Below are 24,581 nucleotides of genomic sequence, written 5' to 3'. Positions count from 1 at the left end.
CGGGCATGCTGGCCGACGGGCGCAAGGGCAATCTCTGGCTCCTCGTCGGCCCCCTCCTCCTGCTCGCCCTGGTGTCGATGTCGGTCGGCAAATATGCCGGCCCGTCGGAGATCGCCGGGGCGCTGCACGCGGCCCTATCGGGACAGCCGAGCGACCCCGTTCTTTCAACCGTGCTCTGGAACGTGCGGCTGCCTCGGGTGGCGGGTGCGATCCTGATCGGCGCAGCACTTGCCGCAGCCGGCGCCACCTATCAGGGGCTTTTCCGCAATCCCCTCGTCTCGCCGGATATCCTTGGCGTTTCCGGCGGTGCCAGTCTCGGCGCCGTCATCGGCATCTTTCTGTCGCTGCCGGTCCTGGCAATCCAGGCGATCAGCTTCGCAGGCGGGCTGCTCGCCGTCGCCGCAGTCTATGCCGTCGGCATGGCAATCCGCGGACGCGATCCGGCCCTGACGCTCGTTCTGGCAGGGATCGCCATCGGCGCTCTCGTCGGTGCCGGCATATCGCTGATCAAGATCCTCGCCGATCCCTATGACCAGTTGCCGGCGATCACCTATTGGCTGCTCGGCAGCCTCACTGCGATCACGCGTCTCGACGTCGTTTCGATCCTGCCGTCGCTTTTGATCGGGCTGGTGCCGCTGGTGCTTTTTCGCTGGCGCATGAACCTGATGACGCTCGGCGACGAGGAAGCCCAGACCTTGGGCGTCGACACGCGTCTTACCCGCGCATTGCTGATCGCGGCGGCAACGCTGATCACTGCGGCGGCCGTCTCCGTCAGCGGCGTCATCGGCTGGATCGGCCTCGTCATCCCGCACATTGCGCGCATGCTGGTCGGCCCGGACTTCCGCCGCCTGCTGCCGGCCTCGATGATATCTGGTGCTGCCTATCTGCTTGTTGTCGACATGCTGGCGCGCAGCATTGCGCTCATCGAAGTGCCGCTCGGCATCCTGACCGCTGCCGTTGGCGCGCCCTTCTTCCTGTGGCTGCTCGCCTCCGGCCGGAGGGCCTGGCTATGACGCTGGACATCAAGAATCTCGCCTTCGGCTATGGCGGACGCACGGTAGGCGAGAATGCCTCCCTGTCGCTTGAGTCCGGCGAGGTTCTGGCCCTGCTTGGCCCCAACGGCGCCGGCAAGACGACGCTGTTCAAGACCGTCCTCGGTCTCCTGCCGGTCAAGGCCGGCGATATTATCCTGGACGGTCGACCGCTTTCCGCCTGGTCGCGGCGCGAACGCGCCAGGCAGATCGCCTATGTTCCGCAGGCGCATGCGGCACTTTTCCCGTTTACAGTGCTGGAGGTGGTGTTGATGGGGCGAGCCCCTCACCTCGCGCCGTTCTCATCGCCTGGCGCTCGCGACCGTCGGATTGCCATGGAAGCGCTTGGCGGCCTCGGCATGGCCCACCTTGCCATGCGCCCCTATACCGAGATCAGCGGTGGCGAACGCCAGATGGCGTTGATCGCCCGCGCACTGACGCAGGAACCCGCCATCCTCGTCATGGACGAGCCGACCGCCAATCTCGACTATGGCAACCAGATGCGGGTGCTTTCGCATGTCCGAGCGCTGGCGGCACGCGGGCTTTCGGTCGTGCTTTCGACGCACAATCCGGATCACGCCTTCCTGGTCGCGGACCGCGTCGCCCTTCTCCACGCCTCGAAACTCAGCGCGCTCGGCTTACCCAAGGACGTGTTGACGCCCGCCTCTCTCAAACAACTCTACGACATCGATGTGGTGATCGGCTCGATCGACGGCAGCGACGCCCGTCTCTGTGCGCCGCGCCTCACCACCCCCTCTATAAGGAAAGGAACTGACCATGGTCCGCCAGAACGAAATCCGTGAGAACGAGGTGGCCGTGGTACCGCCCGCGGCAACCGACGCCGGTCTCGTCTTTATCGGCCGCATTTCCACGCCCTGGACCTCGCGCATGGAAACCCCTCGCCAGGGTCGGCATGACGGCCCGGTCTGCCGTATCGAAATCTTCGAACCCTGGGTCCTGGCGCTGAAAGGCGTGGAGGCGTTCGAGCGGCTGGAAATCCTCTACTGGCTCGACCGTTCGCGGCGCGATCTGGTGTTGCAAAGCCCAGCCAGCAACGGCGAAGTGCACGGAACATTTTCACTGCGCTCGCCGGTTCGGCCGAACCCGATCGGCACCTCGATCGTCAAGCTCGAAGCCGTGGAAGGCTCGAGCCTTCTCGTGCGCGGCCTTGATTGCCTCGACGGTACGCCACTCATCCATCTGAAGCCCGACCGGACGCTGTTCAAGCCGATTGCGCCGCCGCAACGCGGCGACTTCGAGACCGGCGACGGCAAAGCGCATTACTGCCAGAAGGCGTGATCCGGTCGCGATTTGGCAGGGCGCGACGGTCGATCCACGCGCCCTTGCCGCAAGCGTATCAGTCGATGCCGACCATGACATCCGAGGCCTTGATGACCGCATAGGCTTCGCCACCGACCTTCAGGCCAAGTTCGTCGACCGACTCGTTGGTGATCGCTGCAGTCACGATCGAGCCGCCGACGTCGATCCGGACATGGGCGGTGGTGGCGCCCTTGATGACTTCGACAATCTTGCCCTTGAGGCGGTTGCGCGCGCTGATTTTCATGCGGTTCTCCTTCGTGTTGACCAGGCTGAATGTCGCGGTCACCGCATTCAGCCGCTAGGCCGGACGGGGTTTACCCCGGATCGCGGCTGCGAATAGCGGCGTTCGAGGCGAAACAGTATCACCGTCGCGCATGGACGTGCAGTCTCCCCGCAGCATTGTCAGGTCAATCGCGGAGCGTGATCCACACCGGCGCATGATCGCTCGCACCCTCCATGCCACGAACCTCCCGGTCGATGCCGGCACCGGTAAGCTTGCGAGAAAGCTTGCGGCTGAGCAGCATATGATCGAGCCGAAGCCCCGCGTTGCGCTGCCAACGGTTCCGGCGATAGTCCCAGAAGGTGAAAAGCTGGTCCTTCGGGTGGATCTTGCGCAGCGCATCGAGCCAGCCCTGGTCGAGAAGTTCGCCGAATGCGGCGCGGCTTTCGGGCTGGACCAGCGCATTGTCGTCGTAGGAGGTTGTCGGGTAAATGTCGCGCGGCTCCGGAACTATGTTGTAGTCGCCGGCAAGCACGACAGGCAGATCTAGGGCGAAGAGTTCGGCGGCATGTTTGGCCAGACGCTCGTGCCAGGCAAGCTTGTAGACGAACTTGGGGCCTGGCTGTGGGTTGCCGTTGGGCGCGTAGAGACAGGCGACCAGGATGCCGCTGACGGCAGCCTCGATATAGCGCGCCTCGGCATCCGACGGGTCGCCGTCGAGCCCGACACGGGTCAGCACCGGCTCGCTGTCTCGGGCGAGGATCGCGACACCGTTCCACGCGGATTGTCCCTGCCGCACGGCGCCGTAGCCGGCCGCTTCGATCGCCGAGCGCGGGAACTGCCGATCGGGCGCCTTCAACTCTTGCAGACAGACGATGTCCGGCTCCGCCTCGCCCAGCCAGGCGATCAGGTTGTCGAGCCGCCTGTTGATGCCGTTGATATTGAAGGTGGCGATCTTCATTCCGGCGATCGGATCAGCGTGTCAGCCGGGCAGCCCAGGCTGCCACCGCATCGGCCAAGGTCCTTAAATGATCGGCGGTCGAAAAGCCGGAAATGCTCTTGCGCGGTTTGAGATCATGGTCTCCGTCCTCGAGCCACAGGACTTCGATCGCATCGGAAAGCACGTAGTTCTGCACTTCCTCGCGCGTGCCGAATTCGTCGCGGGTTCCCTGGCAGATCAGCGTCGGCGTCTTGAGGCCGGCCAGGTGCTTGGTGCGCAGTTGCTCGGGCTTGGCTGGCGGATGGAAGGGATAACCGAGGCAGAGCAGCCCGGTGATCCTGCCGGCCGCATGCAGCGGATCGGCGATCATGCTCGCGACGCGTCCCCCCATCGACTTGCCGCCGATGATAATTGGGCCTTTGACGTCCAGATCCTCGATGGCGGCGAGATATTCCGGATTGAGCGTGTCGGCGCGAGGCGGCGGCTTGCGCCCCTCAACGGTGCGCCTTGCCGCCATATAGCCGAACTCGAAGCGTGCAACGCGAAAGCCTGCCGTCGCAAGCGCCCCTGCGGTCGCGGTCATCGAAGCCGAATCCATCGGCGCGCCGGCGCCATGGGCAAGAAGGATGGTGACCGCGGCATCGTCGGGTCCGTCGAAGAGAAATTTGTCGCCCATATCAGCCTGTTCTCGGGCGGCTCTGCAGGTCGACATATTGCACGCCGCGCTCCGCCGTTCGCGCCCATTCGCTATCGCTATCGAGTTCGAGATAGCGGGTCCACCAACGCTTCGCCTCCGCGAGATCGCCGGCATCGAATTCGAGTTTCGCCAAGTTGAAGACGGCGTCGGCATAGTCGCCGTCGATCTCGATCGCCTTCCCGAGATGCCTGCGCGCGGCGTCGATCCGCCCCCGTTCGTTCATCAGCCCCGCGAGGTTGAACCAGGCCTCGACGAAGGATGGATCGAGCTTGATGGCGCGGGCGTAATCATGGGCCGCATCTAGCTCCCGTCCGGCTGCCTTCAGGCAATTGGCGCGGTTGAAGGCCGCGACCGAATCCGTCCGGTCCATGGCAAGATAGCGTTGATAGAAGGCCGCAGCCTCCAGGTAGTCGCCATTGGCTTCCGCCTCCTCGGCCAGATCGAAGAGATCTTCCAGGGCGGCATCGTCGGGTGTGTCGAGATCGAAGAGCAATTGCCCATTCAGCTCGCTCAGGCCCTCGGCGCTGCGGGCATAGATCGCATCGGTGCCACCGTGGTGCAGCGAAAGCGCCGTCAACGAGGCGACCGGTCCGGAGCGATGAACGGACCGGGCGATCGCGCTCCAACTCGCGCCGCTGGCAATCAGCTCGGCATATTTCCTGGCGAGGATGAGGTCGCGGAACGAGTAGGGCTCGCTGCCATGCTCGAAAGCGTCGAACAGGGAGAGCAAGTCGAAGATGCGCGGCGAGAGCCTCGCCTGATCGATCAGCGACTGGCGACTAAGCGCGGACGCAGCCGGCACCGACATCAACCCCAAAAGGCGAAGAAAGCCGTTCTCGCTGATAAGCCACCGCCCGGACGAATGTTCGGCATCGAAACGGGCTTCGATCTCCGCCTCGCTCGATTTGGCAAGCAGGCTGCGGCCGAACACCAGATAGGTCGTCTGGCGCGTCACGCCGCGACGCACGTGGCCGTGCTGGCGCTCGACCTCGCGCGCCACAAGCCGGCGCGGGAAGGCCGACAACGCCCCGACGATACCGAATGTCTGGCCTGCAACAGCCATCAGGCTTTCTTCTTCGCGGCCGGCTTTGCCGCCGTCCGCTTGGCTGGCGCTGCCGCCTTGGTGGTTTGCTTGGCTGCCGGCTCGGCCTTGGGCTTGCTCTTTGCAGGCGGCTTCGACTGCGACAGGCTCGCCTTCAGCGCATCCATAAGGTTGATGACATTGCCGCGCTCAGGGGCTGCCGCAATGATCGGCTTATGACCTTTGAGCTTCTCGCGGATCATCTTCATCAGCGCGATCTCATAACGATCCTCATAGTTCTTCGGGTCGAAGACCGTCATCTTCTGCTGGATCAAGGCTTCGGCAAGCTGCAGCATTTCAGGGTCCGGATGACCAACGGGTACATTGCCGAAATATTCAGCGGTTCCGCGCACTTCGCTCGGGTTTCTCAGCGTACAGACGAACATTCCGGTTTCGCGCGCGCCGATGGTCACGACGCGTTCACGGCTCGAAAGCACCAGGCGCGCGATCGCCACCTTGCCGCTCTTTTTCAGCGCTTCGCGCAGGACGACGAAGGTTTCCTCGGCCATCGCGCCGTCGGGCGCGAGATAATAGGGCGCGTCCTGGTAGATCACGTCGACGGAGCCTTCATCGACGAAGGCCTCGATGTTCATCGTGTGATTGGATTCGATCCTGACGCTGTCGAGATCGCTGTCCTCGATGATGATGTACTTCTTGTCCTCGTATTCGTAGCCCTTGACCAGATCCGAGCGCTCGACGAGCCCGAGTTCCGGATCGACCGGCTTCATGTTGATCCGGTTGTGGGTGTCCTTGTGCAGCTGGTTGAAGCTGATGCGCTCGCTCGAACTGGTCGCCGGATAGAGCCTGACGGGGCAACTGACGAGACTGAGTTTGAGATAACCTTTCCAACTTGCCCTGGGCGCCATTGATGTCTCCTACGCGGCCAAACGCATTACGTCCTCGTTTCGGACAGAAGCGGCAGATCCTTGGCAAAGTCGTCGATATCCGCCCAGGGATCGCCGAAAGTATCCAGAAGTCCAGGCAGCGAAGAATAGTTCAAATCCTCCGGAGCGTCGATAGTCTCCAGATCCGCCCACTGAAGCGGGGCCGAAGCCGGCAGATTGGTGCGTGCCCGCAGCGAATAGGGAGCGGCCGCCGTATGGCTGCGGGCATTGCGGTGGAAGTCGATGAAGATGCGCTTGACGCGGTTTTCCTTGCCCATGGTCGTGGTAAAGGTCTGGGGTGCGGTCGCCGCCAACCGCGTCGCTATCGCGCTCGTTGCCTGGTGTGTCTTCTTCCAGTCCAGCTTCGGCTTGACCGGCACCACGACGTGGATGCCGCTGCCGCCAGACGTCTTGACGAAAGGAACGAGGCCGATTGCTTCCAGCTCGCCGCGAATATGGACCGCTGCCTCGACCACGTCGCGCCACGAGATCCCCTCGCCGGGATCAAGATCGAAGACGACGCGATCGGGCTTCTCCAAGCGCGTGCGCCGCGAACCCCAGCTATGAAGCTCGATCACGCCGAACTGAGCGAGCGCCAGATAACCCTTCGTGCCTTCGATCGAGAGGAAGGACTTGCTCTCGCCCTCGGAATTGGTCGCGTTGAAGCCGACGATGGAGGGCGGCATGCCGGTGAAGGGATGGCGCTGGAAGAAGCAATCGGCCCGCTTCCCCGTCGGGCAGCGGAAAAGCGACACCGGTCGTCCGAGGATATGCGGCAGCATGAAATCGCCGACGAGCGCATAGTAGACGGCAATGTCGAGTTTGGTCGGTCCGGATCTTCCGAACACCCGGCGGTCGGCGTTGGTCACCTGGATCGTCGCCAGGTCGGCGTCCGTGATCAGCCGCTTGCGCGGCGCCGTCGCCGGGGCCGAAAGCTCGACATCGCGAAGCCCCTTGAACACCGCATGCCGCAAGACATTGTCGGTCGTGCGGTTGGAGTAGTGGATGCGGGCGGATAGCACCGGCCGCACCCAGAGGATTTCCTTGGGCGCACCGTCCAGCGCGGTCTCCCCCCCGCGCAAGGCTTGCAGCCGGGCGAGTAATTGCTTGGCTGTCGCCGCATCGAAGCCGGTGCCGACCTTGCCGCGGTAGTGCAGCTCGCCGCCCACCCACTCCCCGAGCGCCAGTGCCGCCAGCCCCTCGGCCGCCTCGGAGACGGTGTAGCCTGCGATCACGAAGTCTTCGCTTTTGAGCGCTTTGGTCTTGGTCCAGGTCTGGGTGCGTCCGCTGCGGTAGGGTGCGGAGGCACGCTTTGATACGATCCCTTCCAGCCCCAGCTCGGCCGCCTGATCGTAGAGCCCGCGCCCGTCACCTTCCACATGATCGCTGAACTGAATGGCGGAACGGCTCGATATCTGCCCTTCAAGCAGCTGAGCCAGCAGACCCTTGCGCTCTTCCAACGGAACTTCGGTGAGATTCCAGCCGTCGAGATGGAGGATGTCGAAGGCATAGAAGACGAGCTTGCCATCGGTCCCGGGTGAAAGAGCCTCCTGCAACAGCGAGAAGCGGCTGATGCCCTTGTCGTCGAGAGCGACGATCTCGCCATCGATCATCGCTTCCCGACAAGGCAACTTTCGGAATGCGTCTGGCAGATCGCCGTAGCGTTTCGTCCAGTCGAGCCCGCTGCGCGTGATCAGCCGTACGGAACCATCCGAGAGATCCGCCATCGTGCGGTAGCCATCGAACTTGATTTCGTGCAGCCAAGTCTGTTCTCCCGGTGAGGCCCCGGGCGGTTTCGGGATAGGGCTGGCGAGCTGCGGCTCGATCCGCTGCGGCTTCGGACCTTTCACAGCGCCCGGCAGCGAACCAGGCTTGAGGACGGCCGGCTTCGCCGCTTTAGCCGGCTTCTTTGGCGGCTCGACCAACTCTTCGATGCGCCGCCCGCTTTTCACGCTCTCCGGGCGTGCCGTCAGAATGTCGACATCAGGATCGGCGGCTGGATCATGCTCTTTGAACAGCAGCCAGTTGCGCGTGTCGTCGTCTCCCGGTTTCGGCTTCAGCCGCGTCAGCATCCAGCCGCCATTGAGCTTCTCGCCGGCTAGACGGAACTTGAACGCGCCGGTTCTCAGGCTCTTTTCGATATCGTCCATCGGTGCCCAGACGCCGGTGTCCCAGACGATCATCGGTCCACCGCCATATTCGCCTTCCGGGATGACGCCCTCGAAGTCGATGTAGTCGAGCGGATGATCCTCGGTCTCGACAGCCAGCCGTTTGTCGGCGGGGTTGAGCGACGGCCCCCTGGGGACCGCCCAGCTTTTCAGCACGTCGCCGACCTGTAATCTGAGATCATAGTGATCGGCAGTGGCATGGTGCTTGTGCACGACGAAACGATTGCCCTCCCCGCCACTTCTTCCGGCAGGCTCCGGCGTCCGGGAAAAGTCCCGCTTCGCACGATAGGTCGTGAGTTTCGACGTCGCCATGCAGCAAAGCTAGAACGTGTTCGCAAAGGTCGCAATATCCGCCACGGCCAGGACACGCGGCACAGAAATTTCGGAAAACAATTGCTTTCTCAACTCGGCTCACCTAAAAACTCGATGAATTTGGAAAGCCGCCATGATCGAAAAGCAGAAGCCGCGACGCTCCCGCGGCCGTCCCCAGGTCCGACCGGACGACGAGACGCGCCAGGTGATCGTCCTCGCCGCCGAACGGCAATTCTGCGACCTCGGCTACGAGGCGGCGAACATCAACGTCATAGCTCAGAATGCCGGCGTTTCCACCAAGACGCTCTATCGGCTGTTTCCCACCAAGGCCGATCTCTTCGAGCGCGTCATCTCCCTCAGGATCGCCGAGTTCGTACTGGAAGCCGATGAAGAGAACCTGGAAGATCTGGGCGTAAGGGGTGGCCTGGTGCACCTGCTTGCCGCCTACGGACATCTCGTGCTCTCGCACGACACGATCGCGATCATCCGCCTGGTGCTCGCCGAGGCAGAACGCTTTCCCGAAGTTGCTGCCACCTTCTGGGAACAGGCGATCCAGCGGACAAGTGCCACCTTGGAGCGATGGCTGAGGACGCAGGTGGCCCACGGCCGGCTCGCGGTGGCAGACCCGCGTCTGACCGCAGGCATGCTGCGCGGCATGATGGCGATGGAGCCGCAACGCGCCGTCATGATGGGTTGCCTTGGCACCATCGACGAGGCGACGATCACGGCGCGAGCAGAAAGCTGCGCCGACATTTTCCTGACAGGCGCCTTGCCGAGATAGAGCCGTCGCTCTCCACGGCAAACTTTGGCGATGTCATCCAGCTGTCATCAAGCTGTAACGTGAGACAGTATAACTCTCCGCGCGGAAGCCCTTCCGCCGGACGCATGAGGCGTCGCGACCAGCCTTCGGCATGGCCTCCTCCCCTTGCACGTCCGGTGATTGTTATGCGTTTGTCCGCGAAGCTTCCTCTCGCTGCGGCGGCTCTGGCCGCCTTTTCCATTGCTGCCACCAGTCTTGCCAGCCTGACCGTCAGCGGCAATCTCTCGTCACGCGCGGCAATCGAAAAGCTGGAGGCGCTCGCCGATGCCCGCCGCAACGAGCTACGCCATTACCTCACCACCGTGGAAAACGACCTGCGCAATCTGCAAGCACAGAAGTCCGTCGCCAAGGCGCTAACCGACCTCAATGGCGCAGCCGCCAAGTTCGGGGAAAAGACCGAAAGCGAATTGCAGCGCCGCTACCTGGCGGAAAACCCCAACGCCGAAGACAAGCGCGCCCTCTACAGCTCCGCCGGCGTCGACGACTACGACGCGCTGCATGCGCGCTATCACCCGTTCTTCCGGCGCTTCGCCGAAGCCCACGGCTATCGCGACGTGCTGCTCGCCAATCTCAGCGGCGATGTCGTATACGCCCTCAACAAGAAAGGGGATTTTGGCGTCAACCTCAAGGACGTGGCCTGGAAGGACACCGGGCTTGGCCGCGTCTTCCGGGAAACGGCCGAGGGAACGGACAAGAGCAAGCTCGCCTTTGCGTCCTACGAAGCCTATGCCCCGCTTGGCGGCAGCCCCGCTGCGTTCGTCGCCATCCCCCTGGAATCGATTGACGGCAAGATCGGCACGCTGATCCTTGAAATGCCGGATGGGCGCATCGGCGAAATCGTCGGCAACCGCACGGGCCTTGGCGAAACCGGCGAAACGATTTTGCTCGACAGTAACGGGTTCTTCCTCGCCGACAGCGCCGCCACACCCGGCAACGATATGCTGAACGCCCGGATCGTGGCCGACCAGCCGGCGGAAGACGGCATCGTCAGCAGCAGGCTTGCGGATTTCCGCGGCGAGGAAGCCCAGATGGCGGCCACCAATCTTGATGTTTTCGGCACGCGCTGGACCATTGCTGCGGTCATGACCTCGCGGGAGGCCTTTTCCGCGGTTACCGCCTTGCGCAACTGGACGCTCGCGACCGCGCTTGCCGTCCTCGCGGCTGCGCTGGCGATCTCCATCTGGTACTCGCGCCGACTGACGCACCCGATTACCGGTCTCGTCCGCGACATGAGCAGGCTCGCCGATGGCGACACGACGATCAGCGGTGTTGGCGGTACCCGCAAGGACGAGATCGGTGACATGGCCCGCTCCGTCCTTGTTTTCCGGGACGCTCTTCGCGACCGTGCCCGCCTCGAAACCGAGGCAGCGGAGACGCGAACCATGATCGAGGAGGAACGGCACGGCCGCGAGACGACCCAGGCCGAGGTATCGCGCCAGATCAACGAGGCCGTCGAAATGCTGGCCTCGGGGCTCGAACGCTTGTCCCACGGCGATCTGACGGCCCGCATCGACCGCCCCTTCGGCGCCGGCTTCGATCGCCTGCGCTCGGACTTCAACCTGTCGCTGGAGAGCCTGGCGGTCACGCTCGGTGACGTGAAGGCGAGAAGCGCCGAGATCGACGGCGAAACCGGCGAGATGCGCGACGCCATCGGCCAACTCGCCAAGCGCACCGAACATCAGGCGGCGACGCTGGAGGAAGCGACCGCGGCGCTCGGCGCAATCACCGCCACCATCGGCCGCACCGCAGAACACGCCACATCCGCAACCACGATCGCCGCCGCTGCCAAGGCGAGTTCCGATCGTTCGGGTCAGGTGGTGATGAACGCCGTCTGCGCCATGGCCCAGATCGAGAAGGGATCGGTCGCCATCTCTCAGATCATCGGCACGATCAACGATATCGCCTTCCAGACCAACCTCCTGGCGCTGAACGCAGGGGTCGAGGCGGCGCGTGCCGGCGAAGCGGGTAAGGGCTTTGCGGTCGTTGCCCATGAGGTGCGGGAACTCGCGCAGAAGTCGGCGCAGGCCGCCCGGGAGATCAAGGCGATCATCACCGCGTCGGCCGAGGAAGTGGCGAAGGGCGTTTCTCTCGTCAGGGCCGCTGGCGACGCGCTCGACGAAATCTCCGGTCAGATCCACGCGATCAACGAGCAGACGCTGCAGATCGCGGGCGACGCGCGCAACCAGGCAACCGACCTGCAGCACATCAACCAGACCATGCTGTCGCTGGACGCCGTGACCCAGCAGAACAATGCGATGGTCGAGGACAGCACCGCCATGACCCACAGGCTCTCAGGCCAGGCATCCGCCCTGTTCGATCTGGTCGAGCGCTTCCGCACGACATCCAGCGGACGTCGATCTGAAACGGCCGCGGTGGAGCGGGCTGGCCTTCGCCGCACGGCCTAGCACCGCACATCGGCGCCGCCATCCAGACGCATGGCTGCCACCGCTTTGGCGCCGCGACCACGGCCTTGACGCTTCGCCGAACGCATTTTACGCCATGGCGGGAGTGCTCATGGAGCGCGGGGAAATCATGCGGATAGCCAGCCTTGCGATGTATGTCAGCCCTCAGCCGCTCGCGGCCGCAACGGCAACGCTCTGGGCGTTCCTGCGCGACGACCTGCGGCGCGAGGGCCTGACGGATGTGCCCGACCGATTGGACGCCGTCCTCCATCATGCCGATGCCTGGCTTCATCCGGCGCTGCTGCTCGCGCAGACGTGCGGTTATCCCTACGTGCGGCATTTGCGCGGCAAGGTTCGCCTTGTCGCTACGCCGGTCTACGGGCACCCGGGCTGCGACGGGCCCGACATGTGCAGCTTCGTCATCGTGCGAGCAAACGCACCGGTCCGTTCCCTTGAAGATCTCCGGGGGACACGGGCTGCCATCAACGATCCGATCAGCAATTCCGGAACCAACCTGTTGCGCGCCGCGATCGCGCCCCGCAGCCGCAATGGCCGGTTCTTCTCCTCTGTTGCCGAAACCGGCAGCCATTTGGCAAGCATAGATGCGGTTGCATCGGGCACTGCCGACGTGGCCGCCATCGACTGCGTGACCTATGGCAATACGCAACGTTTTGATCCGGAACGCGTGGCCGGTCTGCGGGTCTTGACCGCCACTGCCAGCACGCCGGGCCTGCCTCTCGTCACCCGCGGCGACGCCTCGGACGACGAGCTTTTGCTGCTGTGCAGTTCACTCGGACGGGCGATTACGGAGCCCAATTTGGCTGAGGCCCGCGCTGTGCTTTCCCTAAAAGACTTCGCGGTTCTGTCGGATGCCGATTACGAGCCTGTGGCGGAACTGGCGCGGTTCGCGCATCGTCTCGGCTACCCCGAGATCGCCTGAAGACGCGCAGTTGAGTTCAGGTACGTCAGCCTGCCTGTGCCAGCGCCACCGCATCGTCGCCGGCCGGGAAATGGAGCTGGCCGGACAAATCGTTCGCCGCTTGCCAGACGGCCTCCGCGACGTCGGCCTCGGTCGTCACCAGAGACGGTGCTGCAAATTGGGCGAAGATCGGCGCTGCGAATTCGGCATAGGCCTCGGGGATCAGGTCCTCGACCCGCATCGTCGTGTTGTGAGCAAAGCGCGTGGTTGGCGCGTAACCCGGCTCGACCAGCTTGACACGGATATCGAAGGCGGCAAGCTCGTGGGCAAGCGAACCGGTGAAGCCAGTGATCGCCGTCTTGCTGGCGGTATAGGCGGCAGCCAGCGGCATGGAAGCAAGCGTCACGCTGGAGGTGACGTTGACGACGACGCCGGACCGGCGAGCACGGAACTGCGGGATCACCGCCTGGGTCATCGCCATCACGCCGAAGGTATTGGTGTCGAAGACCTTGCGGATATGGGACATCGGCGTTGCCTCGAAGGCACCCACCACGCCGATGCCCGCATTGTTGACGAGCGCATCGATCGGACCGCTTTCCGCGATGGCGGCTGAGACGCTGTCGGGATCGGTGACATCGAGTGCCAGCAAACGAAGCCGCTTCGAATTCGGCAGAATATCGTGTCGGGGCGAGCGCATCGTGGCAATCACGCTCCAGCCTTCGGCATGAAAGCGGCGCGCAGTCTCCAGCCCGTAGCCGGAAGAGCAGCCAGTGATCAGTACGGTCTTCATAGCGGTATCCTTCGTGGTTGCGATGGAAACGGAGTACTGCGCGGACTGCGGACGTTCTACGGCTTGAAGTCCTGATTTTATTTGCTAGCATCCTGAAATGACCGATCCCCTCTCGCAGCTTATTCAGCTTCTCCGCCCACGCACAGTGTTCACCAAAGGCATCAGCGGTGCCGGCCGCTGGGCGGTTCGCTACTCCGAATTCGGTCATCCGAGCTTTTGTACCGCCATCGAGGGATCGTGCCGGCTGGCAGTCGATGGCGAGGCGCCGGTGACGCTGCAGGCGGGCGACTTCGTGTTGTTGCCTCGCACGCCCGGCTTCACCATCTCGGGCTTCGATCCGGTTCAGCCGACCTTCATCGATCCCAAGGCGGCGCCGTCACCGGTCGGCGAAGTTCGCCATGGCAGGCAGGACGGCGAACCGGACGTGCGCCTGCTCGGCGGCTATTTCGTCCTCGAGTCGCCCGACGCCGGACTGCTCGTTTCGCTGCTGCCGGCATTGATGCATCTGCGCGGGATAGAACGGCTTTCGACGCTCATCCGCATAGTGGGCGAAGAAGCACGCGACGTACGCCCGGGCCACGACCTGGTCCTCGCACGCCTTGTGGAAGTGATGCTTGTCGAGGCGCTTCGATCAATTGAAGGGGAGAGCGCGGCACCCGGCCTGTTGCGCGGGCTGGGAGATGCGCGGCTGGCGGTGGCCATTCGCCAGATCCACGCCGATCCCGCCCATCCCTGGACCGTGACGGAGCTGGCGCACGAGGCCGCACTGTCGCGCTCCGTCTTCTTCGAGCGCTTCACGCGCGCCGTCGGCGTGCCACCGATGGAGTATCTGCTCGTCTGGCGCATGGCGATCGCCAAGGACCTGCTGCGGCAACGCGAACTGGATCTTGCCGCCGTCGCCGAACATGTCGGCTACAGCTCGGCAAGCACCTTCAGCACGGCCTTCAGCCGCCATGTCGGGCAACCGCCAGGGCGCTACGCGCGCATGGCGGCTGCCCAATAATACCGGCACGGCTTCTCGTGAGAATTGTCTCAAATACAGAAGTCAGCCACATTTACACCCTGCTCTCTGGCCTATAGACGAGCCTTGGGGCCCGTAAACGGACCCCGGGCCAACAGAGAACCGCACCTCATGCTCCGACGCCTGTACGATTGGACAATGTCGCTCGCGACACGGGAAACCGCCATTGTCTGGCTTGGCATCATTGCCTTTGTCGAAAGCTCGATCTTCCCGGTTCCGGCCGATCTTCTCTTGATCCCGATGGCGCTGGCGCGCCCGGAACGGGCCTGGCGCTATGCGCTCGTGGCGACGGTCTGCTCGGTACTTGGCGGCATCGCCGGCTGGTATCTCGGCCATTATGCCTTCGACACCATCGCAAGGCCATTGCTCGAGTTCTACGGCAAGCTCGACACCTTCGAGCATCTGAAGGCCTCGGTCAACAGTGAGATGCTGGCATTGCTGCTCGTCACCTCGGGCCTGGCGCATCTGCCGCCGATCAAGGTCGTGACCATCCTTTCAGGCGCCGCCAACATCAATCTCGGCCTGTTCATCGTCTCGGCGATCATTGCCCGCGGCGCGCGATTCTTCCTGCTCGCCTGGCTGCTGCGCCGTTTCGGCGAAGAGATCCGGGATTTCCTCGAAAGGCGTCTTGGCGCGCTGGCGGGCGCGGCGGCGACAGTCCTGATCTGCCTTTTCGCCGCACACCGCTTTCTGTCCTGACGGACCGCGGCCGGAATTACCTGCGCGGCAGTGAGAGCGGCGCAAGCGTCCCCATTGCGCGACCCTTCGTGTCGTTCTCAGCCGCCTTGCGGCAAGCGTAGTCCTGCGCTTCCTGGAGCTTTGCGAGCGCGCCGTCATAATCGATCAAGGTCGGGCGGCCATCACTGACGACGCAAGTGCCGTCCACGTGGACACGCTCGATCGCCCGCTCGGCCGCGCAATGCAGGAGATTGCGCAAGGGGTCGTAGACCGGCTGCATGGCGTGGTGCCTGAGATCGACCACCAGGAAATCCGCCTTCGAGCCGACGGCGATCCGGCCGATGTCGTCCCGGCCAAGTGCCCGCGCGCCGGCGGTCGTCGCCGCCTCGAAGATGTCGCCGGTGGATACGTCGAAGACGGACTTGCCCGAGAGCCGCGCGCAGATCATCGCCTGGCGCATTTCTTCGAGCATGTTGAACGGATAGCTGTCGGTTCCGAGCGCGACGTTGACGCCGGCGCGGCGGTAGCGGCCGACCGATTCCAGTGCCATGCCGCTGCGCGAGAAGGTGACCGGGCAATGGGCGACGGTCGTCTGGCGTTCGGCGAGCAGACGCAAGTCGATCTCCGTGCGCTGTCGCGTCCAGGAATGGCTGTCGACGAAGATGCAATGACCAAGGATCAGGTCCTTGCCGAGCAGACCCAGCTTTTCAAGATATTGTACGGCCGTCAGCCCGTGCCGGCGCAAGAGTTCTTCGTGCTCGGTCATGGTCTGGGCAGCATGAATGGTGATCGGCATGCCGCGCTGACGCGCTGCCGCCACCGCATCCTGCAGCAGTTCCGGCGAGCAGGTCTCGATCTGCGACGGTGCGACGACGCCGCCAAGGCGGCCCGATGGGTGTGCATTCGCAGTATCGACGACCTCAAGCGCTCGCGCAAAGGCATCGCGCCCCCGCGCCCTGTCCCAACGGAAGTCAAGACGATGGCTGTCTTCGACGTGCCATTGCGCTTCGCGGAAACCCGGCGCGACGAAGGTGCGTGCACCACTCTTGGCAAGCGTCGGCAGCCAGCTCGCATGCGGGCCGGCAATATCGAGCAACGTGGTGACGCCACTACGCATCAGGTCGCCGACCATGACCGTCAGCGACGCCTCGATCGCATCGTCATCGATTTCCAGAAGGTTGGAGTATTCGTAGAGCGCATTGCCCCAGAGCGCTGCCGTCCCCATGTCCTCGAAGATGCCCTTGGAGATCGGCTCCTCGCCGGAATGGCAATGCACGTTGACGAAGCCCGGCAGGATCATCCGGTCGCGGCCGGAGCTTTCGCTGACGAACGGACCGTCATAGTGGCCGCCGACATGCACGAAGCCCTTCTCGTCATAGGCGACGTCGGCGTCGTTGAGATAGACATGGCCATTAAGCTTGCGGTCGAAGGCGACGAGCGTATGCGCTTTGCGGATGACGTGGATCTCTTTAGTCATGCGTGGTCCTGAAATATTGCTCAAGGAAACGGCTGTAAGCCCCCATGAGAGCGCTGAAAACGAAGTATACAACAGCCGCGAAGACATAGCCCTCCAGCACCGCGATGCCCTGCCATTGCGGGTCGCGCATGGCGGTGCGGACGGTGTCGAGGAAGTCGAGCAGACCGACGATCGTCACCAGCGTTGTATCCTGGAAGAAGCCGATGAACAGGCTGACCAAGGGCGGAATGACCTTCTTCAGCGCCTGCGGCAGCACGATTTTACGCATGATCTGCCAGTAATGCAGACCCAGCGAATGGCCGGCCTCGACCTGCCCGTTGGGAACCGCCTGCAGGCCGCCGCGCACGATCTCGGCGATATAGGCGGCGGCAAAGAGGATGATCGCCACCTGCGCCCGGACGAGCTTGTCGATGGTGATGCCATTGGGCATGAACAGGGGCAGCATGACCGTCGCCATGAACAGGATGCTGATCAGCGGCACCCCGCGCACGATCTCGATGAAGCCGACGCCGAGGACGCGGATTGCCGGAAGGCTCGATGCGCGGGCGAGCGCCAGCGCAATGCCAAGCGGGAGCGCGCAGGCAAGCCCGATGAAGGAGAGCATGAAGGAAAGCGGCAGCCCGCCCCATTGCGTCGTGGGCACGACCGTGAGGCCGAAATAGCCGCCCGCCATCAGCACATAGAGCACCGGCAGGACGACGGCGACCCAGGCGATCAGCAGTCCCCGCCCCCAGACCTTCGGCATCATCGAGACGAGGCAGGCGCCGAGAAACAGAAGCATCGCCGTCAGCGGACGCCATTGCTCTTCAAAGGGATAAAAGCCGAAAAAGATGTAGCGCATCTTCGCCGACAGGAACGGCCAGCAGGCGCCGCTGGTCGCCTTGCATTCCGCCGGCGTGCCCACAAAGGTGGCGTCGACGAAGAGCCAGCCGATTGCGAGCTTGGCGAGCGCAAAGACCGTGCCGAGGCAGAGGATGGTGATCAGCGCATTGCCGGGCGTGCCGAAATAGGCGCTGAACCAGCGGCTGCGCGATGCCGGTGGCGCTTCGCGGCTCGGCGCAAGCGTCGCATTGCTCGCGAGGGTGTCGACCTGTGTCATGGCTCAGCGCTCCCTCAGCGCGACCCGCGCATTGTACCAGTTCATCACCAGCGAGATCAGGATCGACAGGCCGAGATAGACGCCCATGAAAATGGCAATGGCTTCAATCGCCTGGCCCGTCTGGTTCATAATCGTGTTTGAGACCATCACCAGATCCGGATAGCCGATGGCGATCGCGAGCGAGCTGTTCTTGAACACGGTCAGATAGGTGTTCGTGAGCGGCGGAATGATGATGCGCAGCGCCTGCGGCAGGATCACGAGCTTCAGCGTGCGTGCCCGCGACAGGCCAAGTGCCGTCGCCGCTTCCCACTGCCCCTTGCTGACTGCCTGGATGCCAGCGCGAACGATTTCCGCGACATTGGCCGACACGCTGAGCGTCAGCCCTAGCAGAAGCGCCACGAATTCGGGGCGCAAATGATAGCCGCCGCTCAGGCGGAAGCGGCCGAGTTCCGGCACATCCCAGGTGACCGAGATGTTTGCGAAGAGGATGGTTGCGGCGAGCGGCAGCAGAAACGCGATCGTCGCGAACAGGGCAATCGGCCGCTCCTTGCCGGTTACGATGCGGCGGCGGCCGAGAATGCGCGCGGTAACGACGGCGGCAGCGACGCCGACAACAAAGGCCGTGACCAGCGCAGCGAAACCGCTCTGCCAGTGCAGCGCCGGCGTGACCAGACCGCTGTTCGACAGAAAGACGCCGGGAAGCATCTCGATCGCCTGCTTGACTGGCGGAAACACGGAGATGATCAGCGAATACCAGAGCAGAAGATAAAGCAGCAGCGGCACGTTGCGCAGTGCTTCCACATAGGCAAGCATCAGCCGCGACAACACCGGATTGTGCGACAGCCGCCCGATGCCGACCAACAGCCCGAGAACAGTGCCGAACAGGGCAGCGAGCAGCGAAACCTTGACCGTGTTGGTGATGCCGACGAGGATCGCGCGGCCGATCGTATCCGTCGGCTCATAGGTGATGGCAGATTCGGTAATGACAAATCCGGCCTGGCGCGCCAGGAAGCCGAAACCGGTCGCAATATCCTGCTTGGCAAGATTGGCGCTTGCGGTGCTGAACATCACCCAGGCGATGAGCAGCACGACGCCGACGGCGATCACTTGATAGAGATAGGCGCGAATGCGCGCGTCATAAAACAGGGGCATCGGCACCCGTCCCTTGGAGCACAATGATCTCGGGCCGGCGCGACCCAAGATCATAACTTGATCGATTTCTATCGTTTATAGTACGGCGGCATACCGCGCGCACTCTCCACGGGCCGATTAGGCACCATGTGGAGACGTGGACCCGAGCGAAACGCGCGGGCCCGTCGATTCTCAACGGAACGGCGGTGCGTAGAGCAGGCCACCTTCGCTCCAGCGCGTGTTCGGGCCACGCGTCAGGCCAAGCGCGGTCTTGGTGCCGAGGTTGCGCTCGAACACTTCGCCGTAGTTCCCGACGCCCTTGATGATGTTGTAGCCCCACTTGTTGTCGAGGTTCAGCATCTTGCCGAGTTCTTCGCTGACGCCGAGCATGCGCTGGATCTCCGGATCCTCGCTCTTGGTCATCTCGTCGACATTGGCCTGGGTGATCCCACGCTCTTCGGCAGCCATCAGCATCCAGGCAGACCAGGAGACGATGTCACGCCAGTTGGAATCGTTCTGGCGAACGGCCGGCGCCAGCGGCTCCTTGGAGATCGTTTCCGGCAGCACGACGTAATCGTCCGGGTTGTTGGCAACGGCGCGGATCGAGGCAAGGTCCGAACGGTCGGACGAGATCGCCTCGCAGCGGCCGGAGAAGAAGGCGTTGCGGTTTTCGTCCGGGCTTTCGAAGACGACCAGCTCGAACTTGCCGCCGATCGTACGGAAGAAGTCGCTGAGGTTCTGGGCGGTCGTGGTGCCCGGCAGCGTGCAGATCGCTGCGTCGGTCAGTTCCTTGGCGCTGCTGACGCCGAGCGACTTCGGCACCATCAGACCCTGGCCGTCGTAGAACACGGTCGGGCCGAAATCGAGCCCGAGTGAGGTTTCGCGCGAAAAGGTCATGGTCGTCTGGCGCGACAGCATGTCGATCTCGCCGGACTGAAGCGCCTGGAAGCGCGTATTGATGTTGGTCAGGACGAAGTCGACCTTTTCCGGATCGCCGAATACGGCAGCCGCCACGGCGCGGCAGACATCGACGTCGAAGCCCTCCATGTGACCCTTGGCATCGGCCGTCGCAAAGCCCGGCGTGCTCATCGAGACGCCGCAGATCAGCTTGCCGCGGGCCTTGACGGTTTCGAGCGTCGTCGCGGCGTTGGCAGCGGTCGCGGCCACCAGGCCGACGGCGATGCCGGCAACTGTCGCACAGAGCTGCAGAATCCTGCTGTTCATGAATTCCCTCCCATTGGCTGTTCCCTTTCAGGCCTTCTCAGGTCGCGCGGTCCTCTCCGCACGCCTCCTCCCGAACCGGCCGGCACCGGTGTTGTTTGTCGGCGCCTGCAATTGCATACGACAAGAGAATACAAAAATCAACATTATTGTATACAATATTGACGACCATTTGGACGGGCGCTATCGAAGACAAGGGACATGTTCGGCCGGTCCCCGATCGGCCCGTTGGGGAGGCAACCTTGTCTGAGAAATCTAGCCGCAGCGAAGTGGTCTACAAGCTTTTGCGCCAGGCGATCCTGGAACAGGCCCTGAGGCCCGGAACGAAACTTTCCGAAGATACGATCGCCGACCATTTCAAGGTCAGCCGTACCAGCGTTCGGGCGGCCCTGGTCCGGCTCAACGCAGAAGGCATTGTCGATTTACGCGCCAATAAGGGCGCCTGCGTGGCCGAGCCGACATTGGAGGAAGCCCGCGACATCTTCGCACTGAGACGCATGCTCGAAGCCGAGGTGATCCGACGGCTCGTCGCCGATCTCGACGCCGCCGGCGTCAAGCGGCTGCAGCAGCATGTCCGGCAGGAGGAGACGGCGCTTACAGATCACGGCCCGCTTTCGATCCGGCTCGCTGGCGAGTTTCACATCCTGCTTGCCGAGCTTACGGGCTCACAGGCGCTGACGCGGTTCGTCCGCGAGATCGTCTCACGCTGTTCGCTGATCCTCGCTCGCTTCGCGCGGCTGCATTCGCCGGAATGTGCCGTCGACGAGCATGTCCAGATCATCCGCGCCCTGCAATCGCGCGACACCGCCACGGCGGAACGGATCATGCTCGAACACCTCGACGCGGTCGAGCTTCGCGCCGAACTCGACACCGACAAGACCGAGCCGGATATCTCCGCGATCCTGCAACGCTACGCCCGCAAGGGGTGACGGCGCCTCAACTATTCGGTCGAGAATACGACTTTCTTTCGCCGATCTGCGCCACCATCTGTCGCGCGGCAACACACCAGGCGCGGCATCTGCCTCCAATATCTGCAACGATACCGGTTACACCGGGTGGGTCTTGCAAGAGAGGGAGTAAGACATGCCAATTGAACTGGAATTCATGAGCAAGCAGGTTGCCGCGGGCCGGCTGTCGCGACGGGAGTTTCTCGGACGGGCCGCGGCACTCGGGATAACCGCCGCCTCGGCGAACCTGCTGCTTGGCCAAGCGGCCCGCGCCGCAGGGCCGGTCAAGGGCGGAACACTCAAGGCGGGCCTCGTCGGCGGGGAATCGACGAACAGCCTGGACCCGGCAACCTGGGCAAGTCAGGTCCCCTACACGCTCGGGCGCTGCTGGGGCGAACAGCTCGTCGAAGTCTCGCCGACGGGCGAGATCGAGTACCGGCTTGCGGAAGCCTACGAGGCGACGCCGGACGCCAAGACCTGGCGCTTCAAGATCCGCAAGGACGTGACCTTCCACAACGGCAAGGAGCTGACCCCGGCCGACGTGGTGGCGACGTTCGAGCGTCATGGCGACGCGGACTCCAAGTCTGCGGCCCTGCCCTTCGTTCAGGACTTCGAGACGATCAAAGTCGATGGCGACAGCGTGGTCATCACGCTGCGCGCGCCCAATGCCGACCTGCCCTATATCGTCAGCGATTACCACCTGATGATCCAGCCGAACGGCGGCAAGGACGACCCGACGGCGGGCATCGGCACCGGCCCCTACAAGGTCGTGTCCAACGAGCCGGGCGTCAAACATATCGCAGAGCGGCACGAAGGTTATTGGGGCTCGGCCGAGCGCGGCCATGCCGATCAGATCGAAATCGCTGTCATCAATGACTCGACCGCTCGGACCGCGGCCCTCCAGAGCGGCCAGATCCACATGATCAACCGCATCGAGCCCAAGGTGGTCGCCCTGATCAGTCGCCTTCCCGGCGTCGTCATACGGAATGTGCCGGGCAAGGGTCACTATGTCTTCATCGCCCATTGCAACACGGCGCCTTTCGACAACAACGACCTGCGCCTGGCGCTGAAATATGCCGTCGACCGCGAGGAGATGGTGGCAAAGGTGCTCGCCGGCTATGGCACCGTCGGCAACGACACGCCGATGATCAAGGGCTATCCGCTGTTCGACAACGATATCGAGCAGCGCGTCTTCGATCCGGACAAGGCGAAGTTCCACTACAAGAAATCCGGGCACAGCGGCTCGGTTCTGCTTCGGACCTCCGATGTCGCCTTTCCCGGCGCTGTCGATGCGGCACAACTCTTCCAGATGAGCGCCGCCAAATGCGGGATCACAATCGACCTGAAGCGCGAACCGGGCGACGGCTACTGGTCGGACGTCTGGAACAAGCAGCCCTTCAGCATGTCCTATTGGACCGGCCGGCCGACGCAGGACCAGGTCTATTCGATCGCCTATCTCTCCAAGGCCGAGTGGAACGACACCCGCTTCCTCCGGGAGGACTTCGACAAGCTGATCTTTGCGGCGCGTGGTGAACTCGACAACGCCAAGCGCAAGGCACTTTATCATCAGGCGGCGATGATGCTGCGCGACGAAGGCGGCGTCATCGTACCGATGTTCAACAACTATATCGACGCGACCAACGACAAGGTCGGCGGTTGGATCGACGATCCGAACGGCGAACTGATGGGCGGGCACGCGCTGACGAAATGCTGGCTCAACGCCTAAACCAGCGACGCGAATGACGGGAGGTCCCCACGCGGCCTCCCGTTCTCATCGACGGGTTTTCAAGCGGTACGGCGCAGTGATACCGTGCCGTCTGTTGCGCGCTCCACCGCGATGTCGTGGTAGCGGGCAAGCGTCATGTGCGGCGTTCCCTCGGCGGCCGCATGCGCACCGGTGACGACGACGACATCGGCCCCGGCTGCGAGCCCGGCCAGAATTCCGGCCGGTGCGTCCTCGAACACCAGGCAATCCTCCGCACGCACGCCCAGCCGCTCGGCCGCCATCCGGTAGCCCTGTGGATCGGGCTTGCCGATGGAAACATCCTCACCGGTGATCATCAGTTGGGGCGTCGGAATGCCGGCGGCCGCGAGACGGCGCACGGCGAGATCCAGCGGCGCGGACGTCACGATCGCCCACCTTTCCGGCGGCAGAGAATTCAGGAAATCAACCGCACCGGGGATCTCGACAATACCTTCAACGTCGGCGATCTCGGCCAGCGCCAGGTCGTAGGCTTCCTTCTCCGGATCGATGTCCGGCAGCTCGAGATTCCGGATCGTATCGACGGCGCGCACGCCATGTACGGTTTTGGTAAACTCGACTGGGTCGAGACCATTGCGCTCCGCCCATGCGCCCCAGACACGCTCGACCACGGCCATGGAGTTCAGCAACGTGCCATCCATATCGAACAGGAGGGCAGCAAAATTCTTCGTGAAAACGGATGAAGGCGCGGCGTCCAAGGCAATCCCCTGAGATGATGAGACGGGCGGCAAAGGCTTCGCCCAGCGGAGAAGCCACACCTACTACCGGAGAGCCGCCCGCACAATGCCATTTACGCCACCGATGCCAACGCTCACTCGACGCGCCAGGCAGCCTTGCTCGCCGTCAGGAAGTCGATCGGCCCACCCGCCTGATCGTCGTCGAAGATGGCGCAGGAGAGGATGCCGCTGAACACCGCGCCGGAATCGACATTGGTGCGGTTTCCGACCGTGCGCGGATTGGCCGTGCTCGGCGTGTGGCCATGACAAAGGTGCCGGCCCCAGTACTCGCCGGAATAGTCGTCGGGCGGCCGGATCCAGAGGAAAACCCCGTCGTCCTGCTGTTCCAGCGGCCGCGTGTCGTCGACGCCCGCATGAACGAAAATGCGAAAGCGCTCGACCAGGATCGTCGGCAGCTCCTTGATCCATTTCAGGTGCCGCCCGGGAACCGTGCCGTCATAGGAGATCAGCGTCTCGCGGCCACCGTTGACCAGCCACCAGTCGACATCGCTTTCACCACTGCTGGCACCCCAAAGCATTTCCTCGTGGTTGCCCTTGAGGGTCAGCCAGGTCCAGCCGGGCTTCGTCGGACCAGCCATGATCAGTTCAATGACGGCGCGGCTGTCCGGCCCCCGGTCGATCAGGTCGCCGAGAAAGATCACCCGCCCCGTTGGCGCATAGTCTTCGATTTCATCCAGCAGCGCGCGCAGCTGGTCGAGGCAGCCGTGAATATCGCCGACGGCGAACGTCAGATGCCGGACGGCCATGCATTCACTCTCCAAATTCCGATAGCGGGCGCCGGCCGGTTCGAGGCCGAAAATATCGCCAGATCAAGGCGCTATAACATGCCTTTTGCGGAAAGGATGCAAGATGCGGCGGCCGCGACGCGGACCCGTGCGACAATTAAGAATGAGGGCCGCCGTGTAAGGAGCCACGGGCGAGATG

23 protein-coding genes are annotated in these 24,581 nt (G+C 63.5%); 10 read left to right on the top strand and 13 right to left on the bottom strand.

Going from position 1 to position 24,581, the window contains the following annotated elements:
• Window positions 1–5 precede the first annotated feature (5 nt).
• From IB277_RS34185 to tsaA, 3 genes are read left to right on the top strand one after another with little or no spacing between them, the layout of a single operon-like run.
• Complete coding sequence (locus IB277_RS34185; RefSeq protein ID WP_034799652.1) at window positions 6–1,013, top strand: iron ABC transporter permease; 1,008 nt, start codon at window positions 6–8, stop codon at window positions 1,011–1,013.
• The gene (locus IB277_RS34180) at window positions 1,010–1,834 is read left to right on the top strand and encodes an ABC transporter ATP-binding protein (protein ID WP_051659500.1); all 825 of its coding nucleotides are present in this window, start codon (window positions 1,010–1,012) and stop codon (window positions 1,832–1,834) included. The genes IB277_RS34185 and IB277_RS34180 overlap by 4 nt, the downstream gene beginning before the upstream one ends.
• On the top strand, window positions 1,809–2,330 hold the full coding sequence (tsaA, locus tag IB277_RS34175) for a tRNA (N6-threonylcarbamoyladenosine(37)-N6)-methyltransferase TrmO (RefSeq protein WP_192372816.1): 522 nt from the start codon (window positions 1,809–1,811) through the stop codon (window positions 2,328–2,330). The genes IB277_RS34180 and tsaA overlap by 26 nt, the downstream gene beginning before the upstream one ends.
• 58 nt (window positions 2,331–2,388) lie before the next feature.
• On the opposite strand, the gene IB277_RS34170 is transcribed toward tsaA, so the two are convergent.
• The 6 genes from IB277_RS34170 to ligD form a co-directional block, all read right to left on the bottom strand.
• Window positions 2,389–2,595: a molybdopterin-binding protein gene (locus IB277_RS34170; protein ID WP_034799649.1), complete on the bottom strand. Its 207-nt coding sequence runs from the start codon at window positions 2,593–2,595 to the stop codon at window positions 2,389–2,391.
• Between the two features lie 163 nt (window positions 2,596–2,758).
• Window positions 2,759–3,532 (bottom strand): exodeoxyribonuclease III, encoded by a 774-nt coding sequence (xth, locus tag IB277_RS34165; RefSeq protein ID WP_034799648.1) that lies wholly within the window; start codon window positions 3,530–3,532, stop codon window positions 2,759–2,761.
• Between the two features lie 13 nt (window positions 3,533–3,545).
• Window positions 3,546–4,187 carry an alpha/beta family hydrolase gene (locus tag IB277_RS34160; RefSeq protein ID WP_192372814.1) on the bottom strand — a complete coding sequence of 214 codons (642 nt, stop codon included), beginning with the start codon at window positions 4,185–4,187 and terminating at the stop codon, window positions 3,546–3,548.
• A gap of 1 nt (window position 4,188) precedes the next feature.
• Complete coding sequence (locus IB277_RS34155; RefSeq protein ID WP_034799646.1) at window positions 4,189–5,271, bottom strand: tetratricopeptide repeat protein; 1,083 nt, start codon at window positions 5,269–5,271, stop codon at window positions 4,189–4,191.
• On the bottom strand, window positions 5,271–6,155 hold the full coding sequence (locus tag IB277_RS34150; RefSeq protein WP_034799645.1) for a Ku protein: 885 nt from the start codon (window positions 6,153–6,155) through the stop codon (window positions 5,271–5,273). The genes IB277_RS34155 and IB277_RS34150 overlap by 1 nt, the downstream gene beginning before the upstream one ends.
• Window positions 6,156–6,181: 26 nt before the next feature.
• Complete coding sequence (gene ligD / locus IB277_RS34145; RefSeq protein ID WP_112974762.1) at window positions 6,182–8,653, bottom strand: DNA ligase D; 2,472 nt, start codon at window positions 8,651–8,653, stop codon at window positions 6,182–6,184.
• A 133-nt stretch (window positions 8,654–8,786) separates the two neighbouring features.
• Here ligD and IB277_RS34140 point away from each other — a divergent pair, with 133 nt between their 5' ends.
• The 3 genes from IB277_RS34140 (at window position 8,787) to IB277_RS34130 (ending at window position 12,815) form a co-directional block, all read left to right on the top strand.
• Window positions 8,787–9,434 (top strand): TetR/AcrR family transcriptional regulator, encoded by a 648-nt coding sequence (locus tag IB277_RS34140; protein ID WP_112974761.1) that lies wholly within the window; start codon window positions 8,787–8,789, stop codon window positions 9,432–9,434.
• Window positions 9,435–9,598: 164 nt separating this feature from the next.
• The gene (locus IB277_RS34135; protein ID WP_089043793.1) at window positions 9,599–11,878 is read left to right on the top strand and encodes a methyl-accepting chemotaxis protein; all 2,280 of its coding nucleotides are present in this window, start codon (window positions 9,599–9,601) and stop codon (window positions 11,876–11,878) included.
• A gap of 127 nt (window positions 11,879–12,005) precedes the next feature.
• Window positions 12,006–12,815, top strand: a complete 810-nt coding sequence (locus IB277_RS34130; protein ID WP_192372820.1) for a phosphate/phosphite/phosphonate ABC transporter substrate-binding protein — start codon at window positions 12,006–12,008, stop codon at window positions 12,813–12,815.
• Window positions 12,816–12,840: 25 nt separating this feature from the next.
• Here IB277_RS34130 and IB277_RS34125 read toward each other — a convergent pair whose 3' ends face one another.
• Window positions 12,841–13,584, bottom strand: a complete 744-nt coding sequence (locus IB277_RS34125; protein ID WP_034799642.1) for an SDR family oxidoreductase — start codon at window positions 13,582–13,584, stop codon at window positions 12,841–12,843.
• A 97-nt stretch (window positions 13,585–13,681) separates the two neighbouring features.
• On the opposite strand from IB277_RS34125, the gene IB277_RS34120 reads away from it, so the two are divergent.
• Both IB277_RS34120 and IB277_RS34115 read left to right on the top strand, forming a co-directional pair.
• Window positions 13,682–14,587 (top strand): AraC family transcriptional regulator, encoded by a 906-nt coding sequence (locus tag IB277_RS34120; protein WP_192372812.1) that lies wholly within the window; start codon window positions 13,682–13,684, stop codon window positions 14,585–14,587.
• Window positions 14,588–14,716: 129 nt separating this feature from the next.
• Window positions 14,717–15,304, top strand: a complete 588-nt coding sequence (locus tag IB277_RS34115; protein WP_192372810.1) for a YqaA family protein — start codon at window positions 14,717–14,719, stop codon at window positions 15,302–15,304.
• Window positions 15,305–15,320: 16 nt separating this feature from the next.
• On the opposite strand, the gene IB277_RS34110 is transcribed toward IB277_RS34115, so the two are convergent.
• The 4 genes from IB277_RS34110 to IB277_RS34095 all read right to left on the bottom strand — a co-directional run bounded on the left by IB277_RS34110 (window position 15,321) and on the right by IB277_RS34095 (window position 20,214).
• The gene (locus tag IB277_RS34110; RefSeq protein ID WP_034799639.1) at window positions 15,321–16,760 is read right to left on the bottom strand and encodes an amidohydrolase family protein; all 1,440 of its coding nucleotides are present in this window, start codon (window positions 16,758–16,760) and stop codon (window positions 15,321–15,323) included.
• Entirely contained in the window at window positions 16,753–17,859 is a 1,107-nt protein-coding gene (locus IB277_RS34105; protein WP_034799638.1) for an amino acid ABC transporter permease, read from the bottom strand. Before IB277_RS34105 ends, IB277_RS34110 begins: the two co-directional genes overlap by 8 nt.
• A 3-nt stretch (window positions 17,860–17,862) precedes the next feature.
• On the bottom strand, window positions 17,863–19,011 hold the full coding sequence (locus IB277_RS34100) for an amino acid ABC transporter permease (protein WP_051659498.1): 1,149 nt from the start codon (window positions 19,009–19,011) through the stop codon (window positions 17,863–17,865).
• Between the two features lie 171 nt (window positions 19,012–19,182).
• Complete coding sequence (locus IB277_RS34095) at window positions 19,183–20,214, bottom strand: amino acid ABC transporter substrate-binding protein (RefSeq protein WP_051659497.1); 1,032 nt, start codon at window positions 20,212–20,214, stop codon at window positions 19,183–19,185.
• Between the two features lie 239 nt (window positions 20,215–20,453).
• Here IB277_RS34095 and IB277_RS34090 point away from each other — a divergent pair, with 239 nt between their 5' ends.
• On the top strand, window positions 20,454–21,140 hold the full coding sequence (locus tag IB277_RS34090; RefSeq protein ID WP_034799636.1) for a GntR family transcriptional regulator: 687 nt from the start codon (window positions 20,454–20,456) through the stop codon (window positions 21,138–21,140).
• A 154-nt stretch (window positions 21,141–21,294) separates the two neighbouring features.
• On the top strand, window positions 21,295–22,884 hold the full coding sequence (locus tag IB277_RS34085; protein WP_060518168.1) for an ABC transporter substrate-binding protein: 1,590 nt from the start codon (window positions 21,295–21,297) through the stop codon (window positions 22,882–22,884).
• 59 nt (window positions 22,885–22,943) lie between these two features.
• Here IB277_RS34085 and IB277_RS34080 read toward each other — a convergent pair whose 3' ends face one another.
• Both IB277_RS34080 and IB277_RS34075 read right to left on the bottom strand, forming a co-directional pair.
• Window positions 22,944–23,618, bottom strand: coding sequence for an HAD family hydrolase (locus IB277_RS34080; RefSeq protein WP_083523538.1), 675 nt, complete (start codon window positions 23,616–23,618; stop codon window positions 22,944–22,946).
• Window positions 23,619–23,731: 113 nt separating this feature from the next.
• The gene (locus IB277_RS34075; protein WP_034799633.1) at window positions 23,732–24,403 is read right to left on the bottom strand and encodes a metallophosphoesterase family protein; all 672 of its coding nucleotides are present in this window, start codon (window positions 24,401–24,403) and stop codon (window positions 23,732–23,734) included.
• Window positions 24,404–24,581 lie beyond the last annotated feature (178 nt).

It is taken from the genome of Ensifer sp. ENS07 (assembly GCF_014852185.1).
Taxonomy (GTDB): Bacteria; Pseudomonadota; Alphaproteobacteria; order Rhizobiales; family Rhizobiaceae; genus Ensifer; species Ensifer adhaerens.
This window is presented reverse-complemented; position numbering and strand designations above follow the sequence as displayed.